Below are 21,078 nucleotides of genomic sequence, written 5' to 3'. Positions count from 1 at the left end.
GGGGCCCACCCGGCGCGCCTGTTTTTCTGTCTTGCGCCTGCACAGGAAACGCCAGCATGAGCACTGCACACCCCTCTCCCCGCGCATCCACCGCCCCGGCGGGCCTCAAGCGTGTGGTAGCGGCCGCCATGGCCGGTACCGTCGCCGAATGGTATGAATTCTTTCTCTACGGTACGGCCTCGGCACTGGTGTTCGGCCAGTTGTTCTTTCGCCAGACCGACAGCCCCATCGACGGCATCATCGCCGCCTTCGCCCTCTACGCCGTAGGTTTTCTGGCCCGCCCGCTGGGCGGCCTGGTGTTCGGCCACTATGGCGACAAGTTCGGGCGCAAGCGCCTGCTGCAACTGAGCCTGGTGGTGGTCGGCATCACCACCTTTCTGATGGGCTGCCTGCCCGGTTTCGACAGCATCGGCTACGCCGCGCCCATCCTGCTGGTGCTGCTGCGCCTGATCCAGGGGTTCGCCTTTGGCGGCGAATGGGGCGGCGCGATCCTGCTGGTGTCCGAGCACTGCCCGGACAACCGTCGCGGCTTCTGGGCCAGCTGGCCGCAGGCCGGCGTACCGGCCGGCAACCTGCTGGCCACGGTGGCGCTGCTGGCGCTGTCGAGCACCCTGAGCGAGGAGCAGTTCCTGGCCTGGGGCTGGCGCGTGGCGTTCTGGCTGTCGGCACTGGTGGTGCTGATCGGCTACTGGATCCGCACCAGCGTGGATGATGCTCCGATCTTCAAGCAGGCCCAGGCCCGCCAGGCGCAGCACAAGGTGCAGCAGCTGGGTGTGGTGGAAGTGCTGCGCCACCACTGGCGTTCGGTGCTGGTGGGCATCGGTGCGCGGTTTGCCGAGAACATCCTGTACTACACCGTGGTGACCTTCTCGATCACCTACCTCAAGCTGGTGGTGCACAAGGACACCTCGCAGATTCTGCTGCTGATGTTCGGCGCGCACCTGCTGCACTTCTTCCTGATCCCGCTGATGGGCTACCTGTCCGACCTGGTGGGGCGCAAGCCGGTGTACCTGACCGGTGCGGTGCTGACCGCGTTCTGGGGCTTCGTCGGCTTCCCGATGATGGACACCGGCAACAACTGGCTGATCATGGCGGCGATCAGCCTGGGCCTGGCCATCGAGTCGATGACCTATGCGCCCTACTCGGCGCTGATGGCCGAGATGTTCCCCACCCATGTGCGCTACACCGCCTTGTCGCTGTGCTATCAGGTGGCGCCGATTTTCGCCGGCTCCCTGGCACCGCTGATCGCCATCACCCTGCTCAACAAGTACAACAGCTCGACGCCGATTGCCTGGTACCTGGTGGGCGCCGCGGCGATCTCCATCGTCGCCGTCGGCCTGACCCGTGAAACCCGTGGCAAGTCGCTGCACCTGGTCGACGCCGAGTCGGCCGAGCGGGTTGCCGCCAGCACCGACACCGCCAGCGCTCGCGGCAACTCGCTGGCCTGAGCCCAACCCTTTCAACAGGAGGTCTGCATGACCGAGATCATCGGCCACAACTACATCGGCGGTGCGCGCAGCGCCGCCGGCAGCATCACCCTGCACAGCCATGACGCCACCACCGGCGACGCCCTGCCGTACCGGTTCACCCAGGCCACCGCCGAGGAAGTGGACGCTGCCGCCCGCGCCGCAGCGGCGGCCTACCCGACGTTTCGCAACCTGCCGGCCGGGCGCCGGGCGGAGTTTCTGGAGGCCATAGCCGAGCAGCTGGACGCGCTGGACGATGACTTCGTCGCGCTGGTAACCCGCGAAACGGCCTTGCCCACGGCACGGATCAAGGGCGAGCGCGGCCGCACCAGCGGGCAGATGCGCCTGTTTGCCCAGGTGCTGCGCCGGGGCGACTTCTACGGTGCACGCATCGACCGCGCATTGCCCGAGCGCCAGCCGCTGCCACGGGTGGACCTGCGCCAGTACCGTATCGGCGTGGGGCCGGTGGCGGTGTTCGGCGCCAGCAACTTTCCGCTGGCGTTCTCCACCGCCGGGGGCGATACCGCAGCGGCGCTGGCGGCCGGCTGCCCGGTGGTGTTCAAGGCCCACAGCGGGCACATGGCCACGGCCGAGCACGTGGCCAACGCGATCATTCGCGCCGCCGAGCGCACCGGCATGCCCGAGGGCGTGTTCAACATGATCTATGGCGCCGGGGTGGGCGAGGCGCTGGTCAAGCACCCGGCGATCCAGGCCGTGGGCTTTACCGGCTCGCTCAAGGGCGGGCGCGCGCTGTGCGACATGGCGGCGGCGCGGGCGCAGCCGATCCCGGTGTTTGCCGAAATGAGCAGTATCAACCCGGTGCTGGTGCTGCCGCAGGCGCTGCAGGTGCGCAGCGAGAAAATCGCCACGGAGCTGGCGGCGTCGGTGGTGATGGGCTGCGGGCAGTTCTGTACCAACCCCGGGCTGGTGATCGGGCTGCGCTCGCCGCAGTTTTCGGCGTTTGTTGCGCACTTGGCGGCGACGCTAGGCGGGCAGCCGGCGCAGACCATGCTCAATGCCGGCACCCTGCGCAGTTATGCCAAGGGCGTACAGGCGTTGCAGGCGCACCCTGGGGTGAGCCACCTGGCGGGCCGTGAACAACAGGGCAACCAGGCGCAGCCGCAGCTGTTCAAGGCAGATGTGAGCTTGCTGCTCGACGGTGATGCGCTGTTGCAGGAGGAGGTGTTCGGGCCGACCACGGTGGTGGTCGAAGTGGCCGATGCGGATCAGTTGCACAGCGCGCTGGCGAGCCTGCATGGGCAGTTGACCGCCACCCTGATTGCAGAAGCCGACGACCTGGCGCAGTTTGCCCAGGTGCTGCCGCTGCTGGAGCAGAAGGTTGGGCGGGTGCTGTTCAACGGCTACCCGACCGGTGTTGAAGTGTGCGATGCGATGGTACATGGCGGGCCCTACCCGGCCACCTCGGATGCGCGGGGGACGTCGGTGGGGAGCCTGGCGATCGATCGGTTCCTGCGGCCGGTGTGTTACCAGAACTGCCCGGATGATCTGCTGCCGGCAGCGTTGCAGGATGGCAACCCGCTGGGGATTGTGCGGTTGGTGGAGGGTTGTAGTAGTCGCGAACCGCTCTGACTGATTTGGGGCTGCTTTGCAGCCCATCGCGGGTCAAGCCCGCTCCCACAGGTACACCACTGTGTTCATGGTCAGTGGAGACCCTGTGGGAGCGGGCTTGGCCCGCGATGGGGTTTCAGTTCAGCAATGCCTTGAGGTCGTTGTATAGCGCCTCGGGGATCTGTACGCCCTCCTCCAGGCTGCGCTTGCGCGCCTCGAAGCGGCGCTGTGACGGCAGCCGCGCACCCTGCCCCTCGATGCCCGCAAACACCGCCTCCGCCCGCGCCAGGTGCGCCTCGGCGCCCGCCCCCAGAAACCGCTGCGGGTCCAGCGCGAGGATCAGCTCGCCATGGTACGGCGAGGACTTGCTGCCCGCGTCATAGGCCAGCGACTCGGCACTGGTCAGGTCGCCGATCAACGGCCCGGCAATCAGCTCGACCATCGCCGCCAGCGCCGAACCCTTGTGCCCACCAAAGGTGAGCATCGCGCCACTGTCGAGCACCACGTTCGGGTCGGTGCTCGGCTGCCCCTGGGCATCCACGCCCCAGCCTTCGGGGATGGCCTTGCCGGCGCGCCGATGCAGCTCGATATCGCCGCGCGCAATCGCGCTGGTGGCAAAGTCGAACACGAACGGGTTGGCGCCCGCGCGCGGCCAGCCGAACGCGATGGGGTTGGTGCCGAACACCGGCTGGCTGCCCCCGGCCGGCGCCACCCAGGCATGGCTGGGGTTGCACGCCAGCGCCACCAGGCCGGCCTCGGTCAGTTGTTCGATCTCGACCCACAACGCCGAAAAGTGCACGCAGTGGTTGATGGCCAGGGCCGCGATACCGTTGCTGCGGGCCTTGGCCTGCAGCATCGGCATGCCGGCCTGGAACGCCAGCTGCGAGAAGCCGCCAGCAGCATCCACACGCACGATTGAGGGCGCCTGGTCGATCACCTGCGGCTCGGCCGCCGCCGACACCTTGCCGGCCTTGAGCGAGTTCACACAGCCGATTACCCGGTACAGCCCATGGGAGGCGCAGCCATCGCGCTCCCCGGCGACCACCGTGGCCGTCACCGCTGCGGCGTGCGCCGCGTTGAAACCGTTGTGCAGCAGGATCGACTCTGCCAGTTCATGGGCTTGGGTAAGGGTCAGTCGAATCATGGTCAGCTCCTTGGACAGACCGTCCATCGTGCCCCATCGACCGGGTCCGGGCTTGATCGATTCGGACCACGGGCATGACGAACTTGGCACAGTGGCCAACAGCCCCCCACGCACACCCAGGGAAGCTGTTCAGTTTGTAATCAAACTGACGCAGCCCTTGTGGTACGCAGCGTGTAGCGCTTTATCCACAGAGCTACCCACTTTTTTTGTGGATAGCTTCAGCGCAGTTCGAGCGGTTGCAGGTCGGCCCAGGATTCCACCGGGCCGGGGTTGCTCGGGTCGCTCGCGCCGCCCAGGCACACGGCAATCTTGTTCACCGCATTGAGTGCGCTGGTGACCGCGCCCTCGGCCCAGCCACCGGTCCAGGACACGTCGTCGCCGGCCAGCACGAAGCCGTAGGGCGTAGCGCTGCCCACCCCGGTCATGAACTGCGCGAAGAGCCTGCGCTGGTAGGCGTAATGCCCGGGCAGGTTCATCTTGAAGGCGCCCAGGTAGTGCGGCTGGTCCTCCCAGTTGAACTCGACGAAGGTGTTGCTGGCACTGTAGTGCGCGGCGAGGTCCACGTTGGGGTAGATGGCCTGCAGCAACGTGGTGCACAGCTGGGCATGCTGCGGCGCCGGCCTGGCGCGGTCGCCCAGGAACTTCAGCGCATCGTCGTTCCAGGTGTACGACAGGTAGATGCCGCTGCCGCGGTAGCCGCTTGGCGCCTGCGCGTAATCGACCAGGTAGGTGCCACGGGTGAGGCCATCGGACAGCATCACGCTCAGCGTGCGTTCCTGCATCGGCCCCGGCCGTTCGTGCCAGAAGGGCCGCCGGGTGGCCGCGAAGATCTTTGCCGACTGCATGTAGTGGGTGTATTTGACGGCCTCCCAGGTCGCGCTGGGCAGCAGCGCGTCCATGGCCTTCAGTTGCTGCACGGTGCCGCTGGCGCGCAGTTTGTCGAGCACCCGCAGGTGCGGGGTGTAGACCACGTGGCCGATGGTCAGCCAGGCGCTGGTATCGCGCTTGAGGTCGTGGACCAGTACCGAGAACTCACCGTTCGCCAGCGGGCTGATATGCCGGACTTCCTGGTTGAACGGCTCGGCGAATACCTGGCGGGTCATCGACTCGACGCTGCTGTCGCCCTGGCCGTTGGCGCAGGGGTCGCCCAACGCAGTGGGCGATTGCGTCCATAGCGCCCTGGGCAGTGCATCGGCGCCCTGGTACATGAGCCGGTGGCTGGCATCCAGCCCGGTGTACAGCACCCGCAGCACTTCGAGGATGCTGTTGGGGTAGTCGGTGTTCCAGCCACCGGTGCCGAAGCCGATCTGGCCGAACAGGTTGATCTGCTCGCGGCTCCACCCCGACTCCTGCAGCAGGGCCTGGTAGAAGCTGACGTCGTCCCAGCTGCGGCCGGCGCCGCAGTGGACGATGGCATTCCACAGGCGCTTGATGGCTTTCTGGTCGATGCTGCCTTCGGTCATGGCGGTTTCCAGTTCATGGAAGTGGAACGGCGCGCCCGCCAGAAAGGTGTCGAAGAACTGCTCTTCGAGCTGCAGGTACTCCGGTGGCACGGGGAACACCGGGCTGTCGTGCTCGTAGTACTTCACGCGGCCCTGGTAGTCGACCACGGTGCTGACTGCGGCCGCTGTGCCGGGGTTGGGAAAGTCCGCCGACTGCGCGCTCATGCCCACCTTGTCGAAGTAGTGGAACAGCGCCTTGCCGGATACCGGAAAGCGCATGGCGCCCAGCTCGCAGATAACCTCGGCGCCGGGGTCGCCCATGACCCTGGAATACAGCCGCCCGCCGATGCGCTCGCCGGCCTCCAGCACCACCGGGTGCAGGCCCATCTTCAGCAGTTCGTAGGCCGCCACCAGGCCGGCGGCACGGGCGGCGGCGAGGTAGTCGGCGTAGTGGAACGGGAAGTCCGGGACCAGCGCGGTCACGTCCTTGTTGCGGGCAAGTGGCGTCCTGCGGGGGCTGCGCGAAGGGATGGCGGACATGGCAGTGGCTCCAGGGGCAATCGGGCTCTTGCGTTGAAGTCACAAAGACTGCCAGCGATGTGACTACTTTCAGAAAAGACCAGATCGACCCGGAGCACCAACACGCACCCGACCGGCGGCCTGTGACGTACACAGGCCGCCGGCGCGATTCAAGGTGCGGCTTTGTGGCGCGCCATGTAGTCCTCGTACTCGCGCGACATCACGTAGAGCTTGATCTGCTCGACCTCCTCGGGCTTGAGCGAGTCGTCGAACGACGGCATGCCCAGTGGCTTGAGCGCGCCCTGCAGGACGATCTGCTGGAAGTGCTCGCGGGTGGCGTCGCTGGACTGGCGCAGGTCGGGGATCAAACCGCCGCTGATGGTGCCCATGCCGTGGCACACGCTGCAGAACTGGCCATACAGCTGCTTGCCGGCCTGCACCTGCTCGGGTGCTGCGGTGACGGGCTGGGGCACGCGCTCGACCTTGGCGGGCGCCGGGGCCGGTGGCGGCAACTGCGCCTTGCCATCGAGGGCGAACACCAGCAGGCGGCTGCGGTTCTTCATGCCCGGCAGGTTCATCGACTCGCCGCCGGTCAGGGTGGCCACGCCGCCCCAGCCGGCCATGATCGCCACGTACTGACGCCCGGCCAGTTCGAAGGTCATGGGCGCGGCAACGATGCCGCTTTGCGCCTCGAACTGCCACAGCGCCTCGCCCTTGTCGGCGGAATAGGCATGCATCTGCCCCGCCGCAGTGCCCTGGAACACCAGGTTGCCGGCGGTGCTCAGGGTGCCGCCGTTCCAGTGCGTGGGGTACGGCACCTTCCAGGCGGCCTTCTGCTTGACCGGGTCCCAGGCCAGCAAGGCGCCGCTGACCACGGCGGCCGGCACGTCGGTGGCGTCGGCAAAGCCGGCGGCGGTGTTGAATGCCTTGCGGGTAACGAAGTCCTTGCCTTCGTTGCGGTACACACCGGGTACTTCCTGGTAGGGGATGTACACCAGGCCGGTGCCGGGGTTGAACGACATCGAATGCCAGTTGTGCGCGCCGAAGGGGCTGGGCCACATCACGATGGGCTCTTTTTCGTAGCGCACCCCAGGGGCCTCGACCGGCCGGCCGGTGGCGAGGTCGACCTTCTCGGCCCAGGTGACCTTGCCGAACTTCTCGGCCGAGATCAGCTTGCCGTTGGTGCGGTCGAGCACGTAGAAGAAGCCGTTTTTAGGCGCCTGCATCAGGACCTTGCGCGGTTTGCCGTCGATGTTCAGCTCGGCCAGGGTGATCTGCTGGGTGGCGGTGAAGTCCCAGCTGTCGCCCGGGGTGACCTGGTAGTGCCAGGCCAGCTTGCCGGTGTCGGGGCGGATGGCGAGGATCGACGACAGGTACAGGTTGTCGCCACCGCCCGGGCTGCGCACCTCGCGGTTCCACGGCGAGCCGTTGCCGGTGCCGACGTAGAGCAGGTCCAGCTCGGGGTCGTAGGCCATGCTGTCCCACACCGTGCCGCCACCGCCGAGCTTCCAGTACTGGTCGCCCTGCCAGGTCTTGGCCGCTTCGCGCAGTTCGGGGTGCTCGTAGGGCAGCGCCGGGTCGCCCGGTACGGTGTAGAAGCGCCAGGCCAGTTTGCCGGTGTCGGCGTCATAGGCCGAGACGAAGCCGCGCACGCCGTATTCGGCGCCGCCGTTGCCGATGATGACCTTGCCTTTGACCACCCGTGGCGCGCCGGTGATGCTGTAGGGCTTGGCCGGGTCGGTGGTCTGCTGGCTCCAGATGGCCTTGCCGGTCTTGGCGTCGAGGGCGATCAGACGCCCGTCCAGGGTGCCGACGTAGACCTTGTCGCCCCACAGTGCCACGCCGCGGTTGACCGCGTCGCAGCACGAGGTACGGGCCTTGACCTTGGCCACCTCGGGGTCGTAGCGCCACAGCTCCTTGCCGCTGGCGGCGTCGACCGCGATCACCCGGCTCCAGGACATCGAGGTGTAGATCACCCCGTCGTGGAACAGCGGCGTCGCCTCCAGGCCGCGGGTGTTGTCCAGGTCCATGTACCAGGCCAGGCCCAGCGACCTGACGTTGCTGGCGTCGATCTGTTTGAGCGGGCTGAAGCGTTGTTCGGCATAGGTGCGGCCGTGGCTGAGCCACTCGCCGCCGGCCCGTTCGGTGGCGCGGATGGCGGCCTCGTCCACCCCGGCGGCAAGGGCTGCCAGCGGGGTGGCCAGGCACAGCATCAGCAATGAAGTACGCAATGGTTTTTTCATGTTCGGTGTCCTCGGTGATGGCTGCAGGTGCGGGTCAGAACACCTGCATCAGGCGTACGTTGAAGCGGTCGCCTTCCTTGAAACCGTTTTCCACCGACTGGTCACGGCCATAGTTGAACAGCAGCTGGGTCTTGGGCGTGACGAACCAGCCTGCGCCCACCAGAAACTTGGCGGTGTCGGGTTTGTCGTGCTGGTCGACGCCGTCCAGGCGGGTTTCGCCGCCCCACAACCTGGAGTAGCCCACGCGCAGGTCCAGGCTCGGGGTGAGCTGGTAGCGCAGGAACGCCTGGCCCTGGTACAGCGCGGACTGGCGCAGGGTCAGGCCGGCGGAGGTGGCGTCGTCGTTCTTGCCGAACCAGGTGACGTCGCCGATCAGGTCCAGCCACCACTTGTCGCCCAGGCCCTGGATATAGCCGGCCTGCAGCGCGAACTTCCAGCGGTTCTCGCCGATGTTGAGCGCGTCGTCGCGGTCGTAGCGGCCGGTGGGCACGTAGAGGAACGGGGTGATGCCGAAATAGGTCTTTTCTTCCGGACGCTCCACCAGCCACACGGTGGAGGCCAGGATCAGGTCGCCGATGCCGCCATCGCTCTTGCCCAGGCCCGAGGTGTCGCGCTTGCCTTCGAGCTGGCCGAAGGGCAGCAGGAACTGCGGGTCGATGGTGAACCCGCCCAGCTTCATGAAGTGCACGCCCCTGAGAATGCCGATGTCGGAGTTCAGCCCGGCACGCACCGGCTGCTTGTGGCCACCGGAGTACAGCGAGCGACGTTCGGCATGCTGGTAGTAGACCATGCCCAGGTTGGTGCCTTCGGGCAAGGCGGTGTAGTCCCCGGCGTCCACATCCACGGCGTGCGCCTGGCTGCCCAGGCAGCCGGCGAGGCCCAGCGTCCAGGCCTGTGCCCAGCCCAATGCAGTACGACGGCGGTGTGCCGGCACGCTTGACAGTACGGTCTTGCTCATCGAGTCACCTGTTTATTGTTTTTGTCGGATGAGCCACCCAATGGGCGGCACACAGGCCGTAGCAGGCTTCGTGCCAACGAAATTAATCTATTGATATCAATTGGTTGCGCTTTGAGGGCGTCAACCTGCGGTGAAGTGCCCGGCTGCCACCTGCCCCGTTGCAGGCCCGGTTTGCAAGGCTTTGCGGGGTTTCTCAGGGGCGTCTCATGTGTCTCACCGTTTGTCTCGACCTAATACGCACAGAACCGGCTCAAGCCCTCCAAACCCCTGAAAAACAAGTACTTTGGTAGTAGAAAAAAGCTGGCACAAGGGTTGCTGAATGCCTCGGGTTCCTTTCAATAACAAGAGAGCCACACCCATGACCCATGCCTTCCCGGTTCACAGTGATACCCAGGCGTTCGTGCAGCGTCAGCACCGCATGCTGATCGGTGCCGACTGGCGCGGCGCCAGCGATGGCGCCACGCTGCAACTGCTCAACCCGGCCAACGGCCAGGCGCTGGCCCAGGTGCCTGCCGCCACGGTCGAGGATGTCGACCAGGCGGTACGTGCCGCGCGCCAGGCGTTCGATGACTCGCCCTGGAGCCGCATGCGCCCACGCGAGCGCCAGAACCTGCTGTGGAAGCTGGCCGACCTGATCGAGCGCGATGCCCAGGTGTTCGCCGAGCTCGAATGCCTGAACAACGGCAAGAGCGCGCAGGTGGCGCGGGTGATGGACGTGCAGATGGCCATCGACTCGCTGCGCTACATGGCCGGCTGGGCAACCAAGATCGAAGGCACCACGGTCGACCCATCGCTGCCGCTGTTCGACGGCGAGTTCCATGCCTATGTGCGCCGCGAGGCGGTGGGTGTGGTGGGTGCCATCGTGGCGTGGAACTTCCCCCTGCTGCTGGCCTGCTGGAAGCTGGGCCCGGCGCTGGCCACCGGGTGCAGCGTGGTGCTCAAGCCGGCGGACGAGACCCCGCTGAGCGCGCTCAAGCTGGCCGAACTGGTACTGGAGGCCGGCTACCCGGCGGGCGTGTTCAACGTGGTCACCGGCGTGGGCGCGGTGGCCGGTGCGGCGCTGTCGGCGCACCCGCTGCTGGGCAAGGTGACCTTCACCGGCTCGACCGAGGTGGGCAAGCTGATCGGCAAGGCGGCGATGGATTCGATGACGCGGGTGACGCTGGAGCTGGGCGGCAAATCGCCGACCATCATCCTGGCCGACGCCGACCTTGAGGTGGCCGCTGCCGGTGCCGCCAGCGCGATCTTCTTCAACCAGGGGCAGGTGTGCTGCGCGGGGTCGCGCCTGTATGTGCACCGCAAGCATTTCGACCGCGTGGTGGCCGATATTGCCGGCATCGCCAACGGCATGAAGCTGGGCAATGGCCTGGACCCGAGCATCGACATGGGCCCGTTGATCTCGGCCAAGCAGCAGGCACGGGTGGGCCGCTACATCGACATGGGCCGCGAGCTGGGCGCCAAGGTGGCGTGTGGCGGCGAGTATTACGGGCCGGGGTATTTCGTGCAGCCGACGGTGATTGCCGACGTCGACCAGCAGTGCCCGCTGGTGCAGGAGGAGATTTTCGGGCCGGTGCTGGTGGCGATTCCGTTCGACGACATGGACGAGGCGATTCGCCTGGCCAACGACAGTGCCTATGGCCTGGGCGCGAGCATCTGGTCCAACGACCTGGCGCAGGTGCACCGCATGGTGCCGCGCATCAAGTCGGGCTCGGTGTGGGTCAACTGTCACAGTGCGCTGGACCCGGCGCTGCCGTTTGGCGGCTACAAGCTGTCGGGCGTGGGGCGCGAGATGGGCGCGGCGGCCATCGAGCATTACACCGAGCTGAAGTCGGTGGTGATGAAGCTGTAGGCGGCAGTTGGGGCCGCTCTGCGGCCCGATCGCGGGTCAAGCCCGCTCCCACAGGAGGGGGCTTGCGCCGTGATGGGGTCAGCCCAGTACAGGGCGGAAGAAACTGCGCTCGTAGCTGATGATGCACCGGGTGTCTTCGGCGTACTTGAACGCGGCGATGCACTCGGCGTCGGTTTTCGACTGTTCGCGGTAACGTTCGTACGCTGCCAGGCTGGGGAACGAGAACATCGCCAGGGCGACGTTGTTGGCGCCTTCGCTGGGCAGGAAGTAGCCATGGTGCTGGCCGCCGAATTTCTCTACCAGCGGTATCCACATGCGCCCGTAGGCTTCGAACTCTTGCAGCTTGTAGGCATCGACGATGTAGCGCAGGTAGCAGGTAACCATTGCAGCACTCCATGAAAGGGACCGGCAGCGAGCCTAGTGGGCGTCACGGGCGGGCGTCAATACGCGACGGGTGCAGCGAGCATCAGCGCTCGCACCGTTGAACCCGCGTGCAGCCCTTCAGCGGGTCGGTGCCGCCGGCGCCTGTTCGATGTGGCGCAGATGGCTTGAAGGCACCCAGCCGGCCTGCGCATCGCGCGGCCTTGTGCACCAGGACCATCCGTTGAGCGACCTCACGCAGAGCAACTCATCGCCAATGTCCACGTCCAGTTCCCTGGCGGTGTAGTCCTCGCGCGCGCGGCCTGCCTGCTCGCCCAGCCTTTCGATCACCTGCGCCGGCACCCAGCCACCCTGCTGGCCGGGCGTGGTGCAGAAGTACCAGTTGTCCCATCCTTCATCGCCCTGGTACACCTCCCCCACCTCCAGCACGGCCCCCTTGGCAAAGGTGATGGGCTGAGGGAATTCGCTGCGGTGCGCTTTAATAACGCGGTATTGCATGTGTCTTCTCCTTGGTGAACTGAAGCCGGCGCCCACCCAGCGGCGCGGCTGTGCGAAAATAGCGCCTTTGTTATCAACAGGTTGGAGATGTACGGTTTGGTTACACACTATTCGGCGAACGGCGCCAATGCCGCCTGCGGGCGTACCAGTCAGACCCTCAACAGCACTCAGGCAGCGGATCAGGTGTCGTGCAAGTCCTGCCTGCGCTCGCTGGCTGCCCCCGACTCGGCAGCCGTGGCCGCCAAGGCCAAGACCCCTTCGCTGGCCGAACTGCGCAAGCAGCGCCAGCAACAGGCCGCGCCGGCGCCGGTGCCCGCGTTCAGCGTCAAGGCCAGCTGGCAGGCCCGCCTGAGCAGCCAGGCCGACCGTTGCCGCCTGCCACGCGGTGCGCGCAAGCAGATCTGCGTGTGACCCCCGGGCAGGCCGGCTTGCTGTGGCAAGTCGGCCTGCCCGCCGTTGCCCTCAATACAGTTCGGAATCCAGCGCCAGCATCTGGTCGGACGCAAAGGCGGCCTTGAGGTGCTCCATGGTATCGCTGGTGCGATCTTCGGCCTTGCAACTGAGCCAGGCGATGGACGCCGACAGCAGTACCAGCAGGCGCTTGGCCTGGGTGGTCAAGGCGATGGCCGGCTTGTGCACCATGCTGATCTGGGTGCTGGCGGCACGCCCCGGATCATGCTCGAGCATGTGCATGATGCGTACGGCAACGGTGCTGCACAGGTCGCGCTTGAGCTCGATGTCCGAGCCGTTGATGGCCTGCCAGTAGGCGTCTTCCTGGCCGTCCTCGATGAACAGGTCGACCCAGGCCCGGTATTCTTCGTCCTTCGCGATGCTGAAGGCCATTTGCGCCCACTGAACCTTCAACTGCTCGATGTGTTGCCCGGACGCCTGCAGCGCCTGGGTGAAGGCCAGCGTCTCCTGCATCAGCGAGGTGTGTCGCGGGCCAAGCTGGTTGCTTGCCTGCAGCAGCGCATCGCTGCACTCGCGGTATTCCTGGATCAGCGCGTTGCCTTCATGCAGGTTGAACAGCACCGGAAAGATACGGTACTTGGCCGCGTGCACTTCCTTGACGAACAGGCGGGTCTGTTCGATCAGTTCGGCGATGCTGGCCTGGGTTTCCTGGAAGCGATCACTGTCGACCAGCATTTCGCGCATTCTGGCGGGCGACGCGTCCTGCTCCCTCAGGCGACGCGACAGGTGCGCCATGTGAATGATCTTCTGGGTGGGCGCGATGATCTGGTGGGTGAACTGGCGGGACAGGGTTTCGAGCTCTTCCTGCAGTTGCTGGATGGAGATGGTGCGCACCTGCTCGTGAAGCCTCATCACCGCTTCGGTCTTGTTTTGACGGCGCTGGTTGAGCATGAAGGTGACCGCCGAGCCGACGATCGCCACGCTGGTGGCGATATCGACACCGATAGACAAAGCCGAGATTTCCATGCACCGCTCCTTAGATAATGGAGCGGTTTTTATAGAGGGTAATCGCGCCCGGCGCCACCACCGCGCGCCTGACGACTTCAGGCCAGTGGCTGGATCACGTCGACCCACTGCGCGTTGACCAGGGTGGCCAGGCGCTCGGGCTCGATGCGCACCGCAGCATTGACCGCGCCGCCGGCGGGGAAGACCACCTCGAAGTCCTTCAGCGACTCGTCGCAGTACACCCGCAGCGGCTGGCTCAGGCCGAAGGGGCACACGCCGCCGATGGGGTGGCCGGTGTGCTGCTCGACCTGCTCGGCCTCGAGCATGCGTGCCTTGACGCCGAACTGCTGCTTGTACTTGCGGTTGCACAGGCGCGCATCGCCGCGTACCACCAGCACGATCACCTCCTCCCCCACGCGCAGCGAGAGCGATTTGGCGATCTGCCCCGGCTCGACCGCCAGCGCCTCGGCGGCCAGGGCGACGGTGGCGGTGCTGGACGCCAGTTCCAGCACCTGCAGGTCGGGGGAATGGTGGGAGAAAAACGCTTTGACTGACTGCAGACTCATCTTCGCTTGATCCTCTGAAAAAACAGCCCTGGCGGGATACCGTTGCGTACCCTACCAGCTTGGGCAGGCAAAAAACTCAGTCGCCCAACGCGACGCCCTCGCGACGTGGGTCGGCACCGGCCGACCAGCCCTGCCCATCACGCACGATGACCTGCGTGCCGCTGGTCATCTCGATGGGCGATACCGCATGCCCGCGGGCCTTGAGCTGCTCGATCAGGGCGGGGCCGATCAGCCCGGCCTCCACTTCGGTGCCGACGTTGCGGCTGCCGAAGTTGGGCAGGTCGACGGCCTGCTGCGGGTCGAGGTTCCAGTCCAGCAAGCCGATCAGCGCCTTGTTCACGTACTCGATGATCTGCGAGCCGCCGGGCGAGCCGAGGGCGGCCACCAGTTGGCCGCTGGCCTGGTCGAACACCAGGGTCGGCGCCATCGAGGAGCGCGGCCGCTTGCCCGGTGCGATGCGGTTGGCCACCGGCTTGCCGTTCTCCTCGGGGATGAACGAAAAGTCGGTCATCTGGTTGTTGAGCAGAAAGCCCTTGACCAGCACATGAGAGCCGAACGCCGCCTCGACCGAGGTGGTCATCGACAGCGCGCCGCCCTGATCGTCCACCGCGACGATCTGCGAGGTGGAAATGCGCAATGGCGAGCGGTCAGGCGCCCACGCCAGGGGCATGCCGGGCGGCACACCGGCAGTGGCGACGCCCATGCTCCGGTCACCGATCAGCGTGGCGCGCTGGGCCAGGTACGCCTTGCTGGTGAGCCCGGGCACATTGACCGGCACCTGGTCGCTGTCGGCCAGGTACAGGGCGCGGTCGGCATAGGCCAGGCGCTCGGCTTCGGCAATCAGGTGCACGGCCTGGGCGGAGGGTTGCATGACGCCCCCGGGGCGAGCTTTTTCGGGCGCCATCGCGGCCAGGTCCAGTGCCGGTTTCTGGCGCTGCAGCGCCTCCAGGATGCCCAGCGTCTGAAGTACCGCGACGCCACCGGACGACGGTGGCGGCATGCCGCAGACCGTCCACTGCTTGTACGGCCCGCATACCGGCGCGCGCACCTTGGCCCGATAGCCTGCAATGTCGCTCAGCGACAACGTGCCGGGGTTACTGTGGGTATTGACCTGCTGCACCATCGCCTCGGCGATGGGCCCGTGGTAGAAGGCGTCCGGGCCCTGGTTGGCGATGGCCTCCAGTGTTTGCGCCAGCTCGGGGTTCTTCAGCAGCGTGCCCACGGGCAAGGGCTGGCCCTGGGCCGTGAGCAGGTAGCGGGCTAGTGCAGGCGACTGCGGTATCGAGGTGGAGGCGGCAATCAGGGCATGCAGCCGCGCAGACACGGGAAAACCGTCGCGGGCCAGGTCGATGGCCGGCTGGAACAGCGCGCGCCAGGGCAGCTTGCCGTGTTGCTGGTGCGCCATCTCCAGGGCCCTGAGCACACCGGGCACGCCCACCGAGCGACCGCCGATCTGGGCGTCCTTGAATCCCATCGGCGTGCCGTCCGGCTTCAGGAACAGGCGGCTGTCGGCCCCTTGCGGCGCCGTCTCCCGCCCATCGAACGCCTGCACCTGCTTGCCATCCCAGTACAGGATGAAGGCGCCGCCGCCGATGCCGCTGGACTGCGGCTCCACCAGGGTCAACACCGCCTGCATGGCAATGGCGGCATCGATCGCAGACCCGCCCTTGCGCAGCATCGCCTGGCCGGCGGCGCTTGCCAGGGGGTTGGCTGCCGCGGCCATATGGTTCTGTGCCTGTACGGGGGCCATGCCTGTGCGGTAGCCCGAGGCGATTTCCGGGGCGGCGGGCAAGGCGGTGCTGGATGGCGCAGGCGGGGTTGCGCTGGTGCAGGCGCCGAGCAGCAACGCTGCCATCGAGAAGCCGAGGGCGTGGATCAGGTGTTTGCGGGTGGTTGGGTAACCGGTCAAGACCAACTCCATTGAGCGTTTGGGGAACGCGGGCAATGGTAGCGTGATTGACGCGAGTAGACCCGGCACCCACCGCGCCTTGTGCGGCGAATCCAATGCGCGTGCCCTGATTCTCGACGCGTAGGGTGCAGATTGATTAAGCTTCCCGCTTTAACGTTTCAGTTTGTTTCAAGGATTCAGATGACCATTCAGCAAGCGCCGCCACTCGCCTATTCCAGAGCCACCGTCGGCAAGATGGAAGCCGCCATGGCCCTGGGGAGTTTTGCCATCGGTACCGGCGAGTTCGCGATCATGGGGCTGATGCCCGACATCGCCAGCAACCTGCACCTGAGCGAGCCCCAGGTGGGCCATGCCATCAGCGCTTATGCCCTGGGCGTGATGGTGGGTGCGCCGGCCCTGGCGATTCTGGGCGCCAAGCTGCTGCGCAAGCACATGCTGCTGTTGCTGATGGCGCTGTATGCGATCGGCAACCTGGCCACTGCCTTCGCGCCCTCCTTCGCCGGGCTGGTGGCGTTTCGCTTTATCAGCGGCCTGCCCCACGGCGCCTACTTCGGCATCGCGGCGGTGGTGGCCTCGAGCATGGTGGCCACCGACCAGCGCGCGGGCGCGGTGGCACGGGTGATGATGGGGCTCACCCTGGCGATGCTGCTGGGCAACCCGGTGGCGACCTTCCTGGGGCAGTTCTTCGGTTGGCGCGCGGCGTTCGTGCTGGTGGGCGCGATTGCGCTGTGCACCATCGGGCTGGTGTGGCGCTACGTGCCGCAGCGTCACGATGAAGTGCGCAGCGACCCGCGCAAGGAGCTCCAGGCGTTTCGCCTGCCGCAGGTGTGGATGGCGCTGGCCATCGCCTCGATCGGTTTTGCCGGCATGTTCTGCGTGTTCAGTTACCTGGCGCCGACCATGCTGCAGGTGACCAAGGTGTCGCCACAGTGGATTCCATTCGGGCTGGCGGCGTTCGGGGTGGGCGGCATCATCGGCAACATCGCGGGCGGCAAGCTGTTCGACCGCCTGCAGTTTCGCGCGGTGGGGTTGGTGCTGGTATGGTCGATTCTCGTGCTGAGCCTGTTCCCCTTCGCGGCCAGTTCGCCGTGGGGCGTGCTGCTGGGCTGCGGGCTGGTCGGCACCATGATCGCACTGGCCGCCCCCTTGCAGATTCGCCTGATGGACATTGCACATGAAGCGCCGAGCCTGGCGGCGGCATCGAACCATGCGGCGTTCAACCTGGCCAATGCGCTGGGGCCATGGTTTGGCGGCATGGCGATTACTGCGGGGTTCGGCTGGACCAGTACCGGCTACATTGGCGCGGCGACTGCGCTGGTGGGGTTGGGGATCTACCTGGTAGCGCGGCGGATGAAGGGCGGGCACTGAGGGCCTGCCAGGTTTTGCCAAAGGAAAGAAACCAACGTGAACCAGCTTTCAATCGCCAGCTTCAAATCGAAGTACAGCCAGGGCTTCTACTCGACCTTCGCCATCGATGGCGTGCCGCTGGAAGTCTGGCTGCCAATACGAGACCCCGCTGCGCAGCTTCATCTGGTGGCAGCGCATGCCGGCCTCTACGGCGAAGACGATAATGAACTGGTGTGGGACCGCAGCTACTCCACTGCCCCTGGGTGGACCACCCTGGTGCCGCTGCTGGTGTGCTCCGATGACCTGGACCTGAGCTGCACGGTCATCGTCGTGGAGCAACACGCCCATGAGGATCACATCCACTGGCGGCGCTTCGGCCTGCTGCACGAGGTGATCACCCTGGAGCAGCCCCGCGTCAGCTGGTTCGAGGCCGCTTGCACCGCCACCTTTGAACGCGCCGAATTCCACCGCACACTGGATGAGTTTCGCCGGCTGGAAGGCGTGGTGATGGCCTGGGACTAGGGTCTGCATGAAAAGTCTTGAGACGAAGGTCAGGCTGTTTTCAACGCAGCATCACCGAGTATCAAGGCTTTTCGTACAGAGCCTAGGCCGTTATCGAAGCCTGGACTGTTCGCATGCAGCCTTGAGGCGCTGCATGGCATCGGGCGCCATGGGCGCAGTCATCATGGCGTGATAGTTCATGCATTCCCGGGTTTGCTGCTCAGCCGTGGGAGCGCCGCTGGAGGTACAGCCGGCGAGGATGAACAGCGCAAGGGCCGTGATCAGTGGTTTCATTTATATATCCGCAACAAGTGACGCCATGGCCTCCAGCGCCTTGAGGCCTCAATGGTCACCATGGCCTGCGCGCATCTTGAAAAAGCGAACCTGCCGCTTATTGGCCAAGGCGGAAAATAATAATCACAAGCCCTGCAGATGAGCATCATGAGGGTGGCTAACGTTCCCATGAAATCAATTCAATTTAACTCGTTCGATGCCCGGACATAAAATACGCCCCAATTAAGGAACACTTCAAGACGCCCGAGCAAAAAAACCTGCAACGAATCAAACTTGCCGAAGAGGGCAAATGTAGATTCGGTTTTTATCTCGGACCATCAGGGCACCCGATTAAAATGAGCACAGCATTTACATTCTCGATCAAGCGTATTCGTTTCGACGAACATTATCGCCCCGCTGAAAACACCCGCACGACCACCAACTTCGCAAACCTGGCGAGGGGGCAGCGTCGCCAAGAGAATCTGCGCAATACCCTGACGATGATCGACAATCGTTTCAACGCCCTGGCGCACTGGGACAACCCGAAAGGCGACCGCTACAACGTCGAACTTGAAATCATTTCCGTGGAAATGAACATGGATGCCGAGCACAGGGACACCGCCCTGCCGCTGATTGAAATATTGCAGACCACCATTGTGGATCGCAAAACAAGCGAACGCATCGAGGGCATCGTAGGCAACAACTTCTCCTCGTACGTGCGCGATTATGACTTCAGCGTGCTGTTGCTGGGGCACAACAAGAACCAGCAGGGGTTCAGCACGCCGGAGGATTTCGGCGAGCTGCACGGCAAGCTGTTCAAGCATTTCGTGAGTTCGAGCACTTATAAAGAACACTTCAAAAAACCGCCGGTCATCTGCCTGAGTGTTTCCAGCAGCAAGACTTATCAGCGCACCGAAAACCAGCACCCGGTATTGGGTACCGAATACCAGCAGGACGAATATTCCCTGACCGATGAGTACTTCCGGAAGATGGGCCTGAAGGTTCGCTACTTCATGCCTGCCAACAGCGTGGCACCGCTGGCGTTCTACTTTGCGGGGGACCTGCTGGGGGATTACACCAACCTTGAACTGATCAGCACCATCAGCACGATGGATACCTTCCAGAAGATCTATCGCCCTGAAATCTACAACGCGAATTCAGCAGCAGGTCGATGCTATCAGCCGAGCTTGAATCACCAGGATTACTCGTTGACCCGCATTGTCTACGATCGAGAAGAGCGCAGTCAGTTGGCCATCGAACAGGGCAGGTTTGTCGAAGAGCACTTCATCAAGCCCTACCAGACCGTGCTTGAGCAGTGGTCCGCCCAATACGCGCTTTGATCATTCAGAACATACAAGGTCATCTATCGTGAAAAAACTGCTACCCACCTCCACTGCTGGCAGCCTGCCCAAACCGTCCTGGCTTGCACAACCCGAGACGCTCTGGTCGCCCTGGAAGCTGCACGGCGAGGAGCTGCTCGAAGGCAAGCAGGATGCCTTGCGCCTGGCCCTGCAGGAACAGCAACACGCAGGCATTGATATCGTCAGCGACGGCGAACAGACCCGCCAGCATTTCGTTACCACCTTTATCGAGCACCTGAGCGGAGTGGATTTCGAGAAGCGCGAAACCGTCAGAATTCGTGACCGCTATGACGCAAGCGTGCCGACCGTTGTGGGTGCTGTTGCCAGGCAAAAACCGGTGTTTGTCGAAGATGCCAGGTTTCTGCGCCAGCAGACCAGCCAGCCCATCAAATGGGCCCTGCCGGGCCCCATGACCATGATCGACACGCTGTATGACAGCCACTACAAAAGCCGGGAAAAGCTGGCTTGGGAATTTGCCAAGATCCTCAATCAGGAAGCCCGAGAGCTGGAGGCGGCGGGCGTGGACATCATCCAGTTCGACGAGCCTGCCTTCAACGTGTTCTTCGACGAGGTGAATGACTGGGGCGTGGCCACACTGGAACGGGCGATCGAAGGGCTCAAATGTGAAACGGCCGTGCATATTTGCTACGGCTACGGCATCAAGGCCAATACCGACTGGAAAAAGACGCTGGGCTCGGAGTGGCGCCAATATGAGGAAGCCTTCCCCAAGCTGCAGAAATCCGGCATCGATATCATCTCGCTGGAGTGCCACAACTCCCATGTCCCGATGGACCTGATCGAGCTGATTCGCGGCAAGAAAGTGATGGTGGGGGCCATCGATGTGGCGAACCACGCCATCGAAACCCCCGAGGAAGTGGCCAACACCCTGCGCAAAGCGCTGCAGTTCGTGGACGCCGACAAGCTCTACCCGTGCACCAACTGCGGCATGGCCCCTCTGCCCCGCGAGGTGGCACGCGGCAAGCTGAACGCCTTGAGCGCCGGCGCGGACATCGTGCGCAGAGAGCTCTTGAACCGATAAGGGTGCAGGAGGGGTTGCAGCGCTGATCGAGCGACTTGCCCCCTCCCCGCCGCCTTTGGACCCGCCCCTTCAGCCAGGACCTACCATGTCACGTTCCAGTACTGCCATCGAGCCATTGCGCTTTCGCGAAGCGCTCGGGCACTACGCATCGGGTATCACGGTGATCACGTCGCAGATCGAGGAGGAGCCGGTCGGCTTTACCTGCCAGTCGTTCTATAGCGTGTCGATGAGCCCGCCGCTGGTGTCGTTCAGCGTGATGGCCGGTTCGGCCAGCTACCCCAGGATCCGCCAGGCAGGCCGCTTCGCGGTCAACATCCTGTCCGGTGAACAGGTCGGGATCTCCAACCAGTTCGCCCGACGAGGTACCGACAAGTGGCAGGGCGTGCAATGGCAGGCATCGCCACTGGGCAACCCGATCATTGCCGGCAGCCTGCACTGGCTCGATTGCGAGATCCACGCCGAACACGTCGCCGGTGATCACCTGATCGTGATTGGCGAAGTGAAGGCGCTGAACCTGCAGCAAACTGCCGCCACACAGCCCTTGCTGTACTTCAAGGGGCAATACTGCAACCTCGCCGCCCACGGCGCAGGCTGAGG

General features: G+C 64.9%; 19 protein-coding genes. 9 read left to right on the top strand and 10 right to left on the bottom strand.

Annotation, left to right across the window (positions count from 1 at the left end; translation table 11 throughout):
• Positions 1-56 precede the first annotated feature (56 nt).
• Together abaF and NJH59_RS17415 are read left to right on the top strand one after the other, a co-directional pair.
• A complete protein-coding gene (gene abaF / locus NJH59_RS17420; RefSeq protein ID WP_253087084.1) occupies positions 57-1,448 on the top strand; it encodes a fosfomycin efflux MFS transporter AbaF in 1,392 nt (463 codons plus the stop codon).
• A gap of 27 nt (positions 1,449-1,475) precedes the next feature.
• Entirely contained in the window at positions 1,476-3,056 is a 1,581-nt protein-coding gene (locus tag NJH59_RS17415; protein WP_253087083.1) for an aldehyde dehydrogenase (NADP(+)), read from the top strand.
• A 115-nt stretch (positions 3,057-3,171) separates the two neighbouring features.
• On the opposite strand, the gene NJH59_RS17410 is transcribed toward NJH59_RS17415, so the two are convergent.
• From NJH59_RS17410 to NJH59_RS17395, 4 genes are all read right to left on the bottom strand, one after another.
• Positions 3,172-4,179: an Ldh family oxidoreductase gene (locus NJH59_RS17410; RefSeq protein WP_229589311.1), complete on the bottom strand. Its 1,008-nt coding sequence runs from the start codon at positions 4,177-4,179 to the stop codon at positions 3,172-3,174.
• 218 nt (positions 4,180-4,397) lie between these two features.
• Positions 4,398-6,161 (bottom strand): NAD(P)/FAD-dependent oxidoreductase, encoded by a 1,764-nt coding sequence (locus NJH59_RS17405; RefSeq protein ID WP_253087082.1) that lies wholly within the window; start codon positions 6,159-6,161, stop codon positions 4,398-4,400.
• Between the two features lie 149 nt (positions 6,162-6,310).
• The gene (locus tag NJH59_RS17400; RefSeq protein WP_123752443.1) at positions 6,311-8,383 is read right to left on the bottom strand and encodes a PQQ-dependent dehydrogenase, methanol/ethanol family; all 2,073 of its coding nucleotides are present in this window, start codon (positions 8,381-8,383) and stop codon (positions 6,311-6,313) included.
• A 34-nt stretch (positions 8,384-8,417) separates the two neighbouring features.
• A complete protein-coding gene (locus NJH59_RS17395; RefSeq protein ID WP_052504233.1) occupies positions 8,418-9,341 on the bottom strand; it encodes a transporter in 924 nt (307 codons plus the stop codon).
• A 358-nt stretch (positions 9,342-9,699) separates the two neighbouring features.
• On the opposite strand from NJH59_RS17395, the gene NJH59_RS17390 reads away from it, so the two are divergent.
• Positions 9,700-11,190, top strand: a complete 1,491-nt coding sequence (locus NJH59_RS17390) for an aldehyde dehydrogenase family protein (RefSeq protein WP_253087081.1) — start codon at positions 9,700-9,702, stop codon at positions 11,188-11,190.
• Between the two features lie 78 nt (positions 11,191-11,268).
• On the opposite strand, the gene NJH59_RS17385 is transcribed toward NJH59_RS17390, so the two are convergent.
• Together NJH59_RS17385 and NJH59_RS17380 are read right to left on the bottom strand one after the other, a co-directional pair.
• The gene (locus NJH59_RS17385) at positions 11,269-11,574 is read right to left on the bottom strand and encodes an NIPSNAP family protein (RefSeq protein ID WP_043861047.1); all 306 of its coding nucleotides are present in this window, start codon (positions 11,572-11,574) and stop codon (positions 11,269-11,271) included.
• A gap of 117 nt (positions 11,575-11,691) precedes the next feature.
• Complete coding sequence (locus NJH59_RS17380; RefSeq protein WP_229589314.1) at positions 11,692-12,069, bottom strand: SH3 domain-containing protein; 378 nt, start codon at positions 12,067-12,069, stop codon at positions 11,692-11,694.
• A 96-nt stretch (positions 12,070-12,165) separates the two neighbouring features.
• Between NJH59_RS17380 and NJH59_RS17375 the strand changes: the two genes are divergently transcribed.
• Positions 12,166-12,480, top strand: coding sequence for a hypothetical protein (locus NJH59_RS17375; protein ID WP_043861086.1), 315 nt, complete (start codon positions 12,166-12,168; stop codon positions 12,478-12,480).
• Between the two features lie 51 nt (positions 12,481-12,531).
• Here NJH59_RS17375 and NJH59_RS17370 read toward each other — a convergent pair whose 3' ends face one another.
• From NJH59_RS17370 to ggt, 3 genes are all read right to left on the bottom strand, one after another.
• The gene (locus tag NJH59_RS17370) at positions 12,532-13,506 is read right to left on the bottom strand and encodes a hypothetical protein (RefSeq protein ID WP_253087080.1); all 975 of its coding nucleotides are present in this window, start codon (positions 13,504-13,506) and stop codon (positions 12,532-12,534) included.
• A 77-nt stretch (positions 13,507-13,583) separates the two neighbouring features.
• Positions 13,584-14,051, bottom strand: coding sequence for a YbaK/EbsC family protein (locus NJH59_RS17365; RefSeq protein ID WP_043861044.1), 468 nt, complete (start codon positions 14,049-14,051; stop codon positions 13,584-13,586).
• A gap of 76 nt (positions 14,052-14,127) precedes the next feature.
• Positions 14,128-15,906 (bottom strand): gamma-glutamyltransferase, encoded by a 1,779-nt coding sequence (gene ggt, locus NJH59_RS17360; RefSeq protein ID WP_253087108.1) that lies wholly within the window; start codon positions 15,904-15,906, stop codon positions 14,128-14,130.
• A 234-nt stretch (positions 15,907-16,140) separates the two neighbouring features.
• Here ggt and NJH59_RS17355 point away from each other — a divergent pair, with 234 nt between their 5' ends.
• Positions 16,141-17,328: an MFS transporter gene (locus NJH59_RS17355; RefSeq protein WP_058541189.1), complete on the top strand. Its 1,188-nt coding sequence runs from the start codon at positions 16,141-16,143 to the stop codon at positions 17,326-17,328.
• A 36-nt stretch (positions 17,329-17,364) separates the two neighbouring features.
• On the top strand, positions 17,365-17,829 hold the full coding sequence (locus NJH59_RS17350) for a hypothetical protein (RefSeq protein ID WP_238596440.1): 465 nt from the start codon (positions 17,365-17,367) through the stop codon (positions 17,827-17,829).
• Positions 17,830-17,919: 90 nt separating this feature from the next.
• Here the strand turns inward: NJH59_RS17350 and NJH59_RS17345 are convergent, their stop codons facing one another.
• Positions 17,920-18,102 carry a hypothetical protein gene (locus NJH59_RS17345; protein WP_054916126.1) on the bottom strand — a complete coding sequence of 61 codons (183 nt, stop codon included), beginning with the start codon at positions 18,100-18,102 and terminating at the stop codon, positions 17,920-17,922.
• 335 nt (positions 18,103-18,437) lie between these two features.
• Here NJH59_RS17345 and NJH59_RS17340 point away from each other — a divergent pair, with 335 nt between their 5' ends.
• The 3 genes from NJH59_RS17340 to NJH59_RS17330 all read left to right on the top strand — a co-directional run bounded on the left by NJH59_RS17340 (position 18,438) and on the right by NJH59_RS17330 (position 21,076).
• Positions 18,438-19,421 carry a DUF1852 domain-containing protein gene (locus NJH59_RS17340; protein ID WP_253087079.1) on the top strand — a complete coding sequence of 328 codons (984 nt, stop codon included), beginning with the start codon at positions 18,438-18,440 and terminating at the stop codon, positions 19,419-19,421.
• A 28-nt stretch (positions 19,422-19,449) separates the two neighbouring features.
• The gene (locus NJH59_RS17335; RefSeq protein WP_043861040.1) at positions 19,450-20,481 is read left to right on the top strand and encodes a methionine synthase; all 1,032 of its coding nucleotides are present in this window, start codon (positions 19,450-19,452) and stop codon (positions 20,479-20,481) included.
• A gap of 85 nt (positions 20,482-20,566) precedes the next feature.
• Positions 20,567-21,076 (top strand): flavin reductase family protein, encoded by a 510-nt coding sequence (locus tag NJH59_RS17330; RefSeq protein WP_054916127.1) that lies wholly within the window; start codon positions 20,567-20,569, stop codon positions 21,074-21,076.
• Positions 21,077-21,078 lie beyond the last annotated feature (2 nt).

Origin of the sequence: Pseudomonas sp. VE 267-6A, assembly GCF_024126555.1 — a bacterium.
Lineage (GTDB): Bacteria > Pseudomonadota > Gammaproteobacteria > Pseudomonadales > Pseudomonadaceae > Aquipseudomonas > Aquipseudomonas palmensis.
The sequence above is the reverse complement of the archived record's forward strand: the minus strand, read 5'-3'. Positions and strand labels throughout refer to the sequence as shown.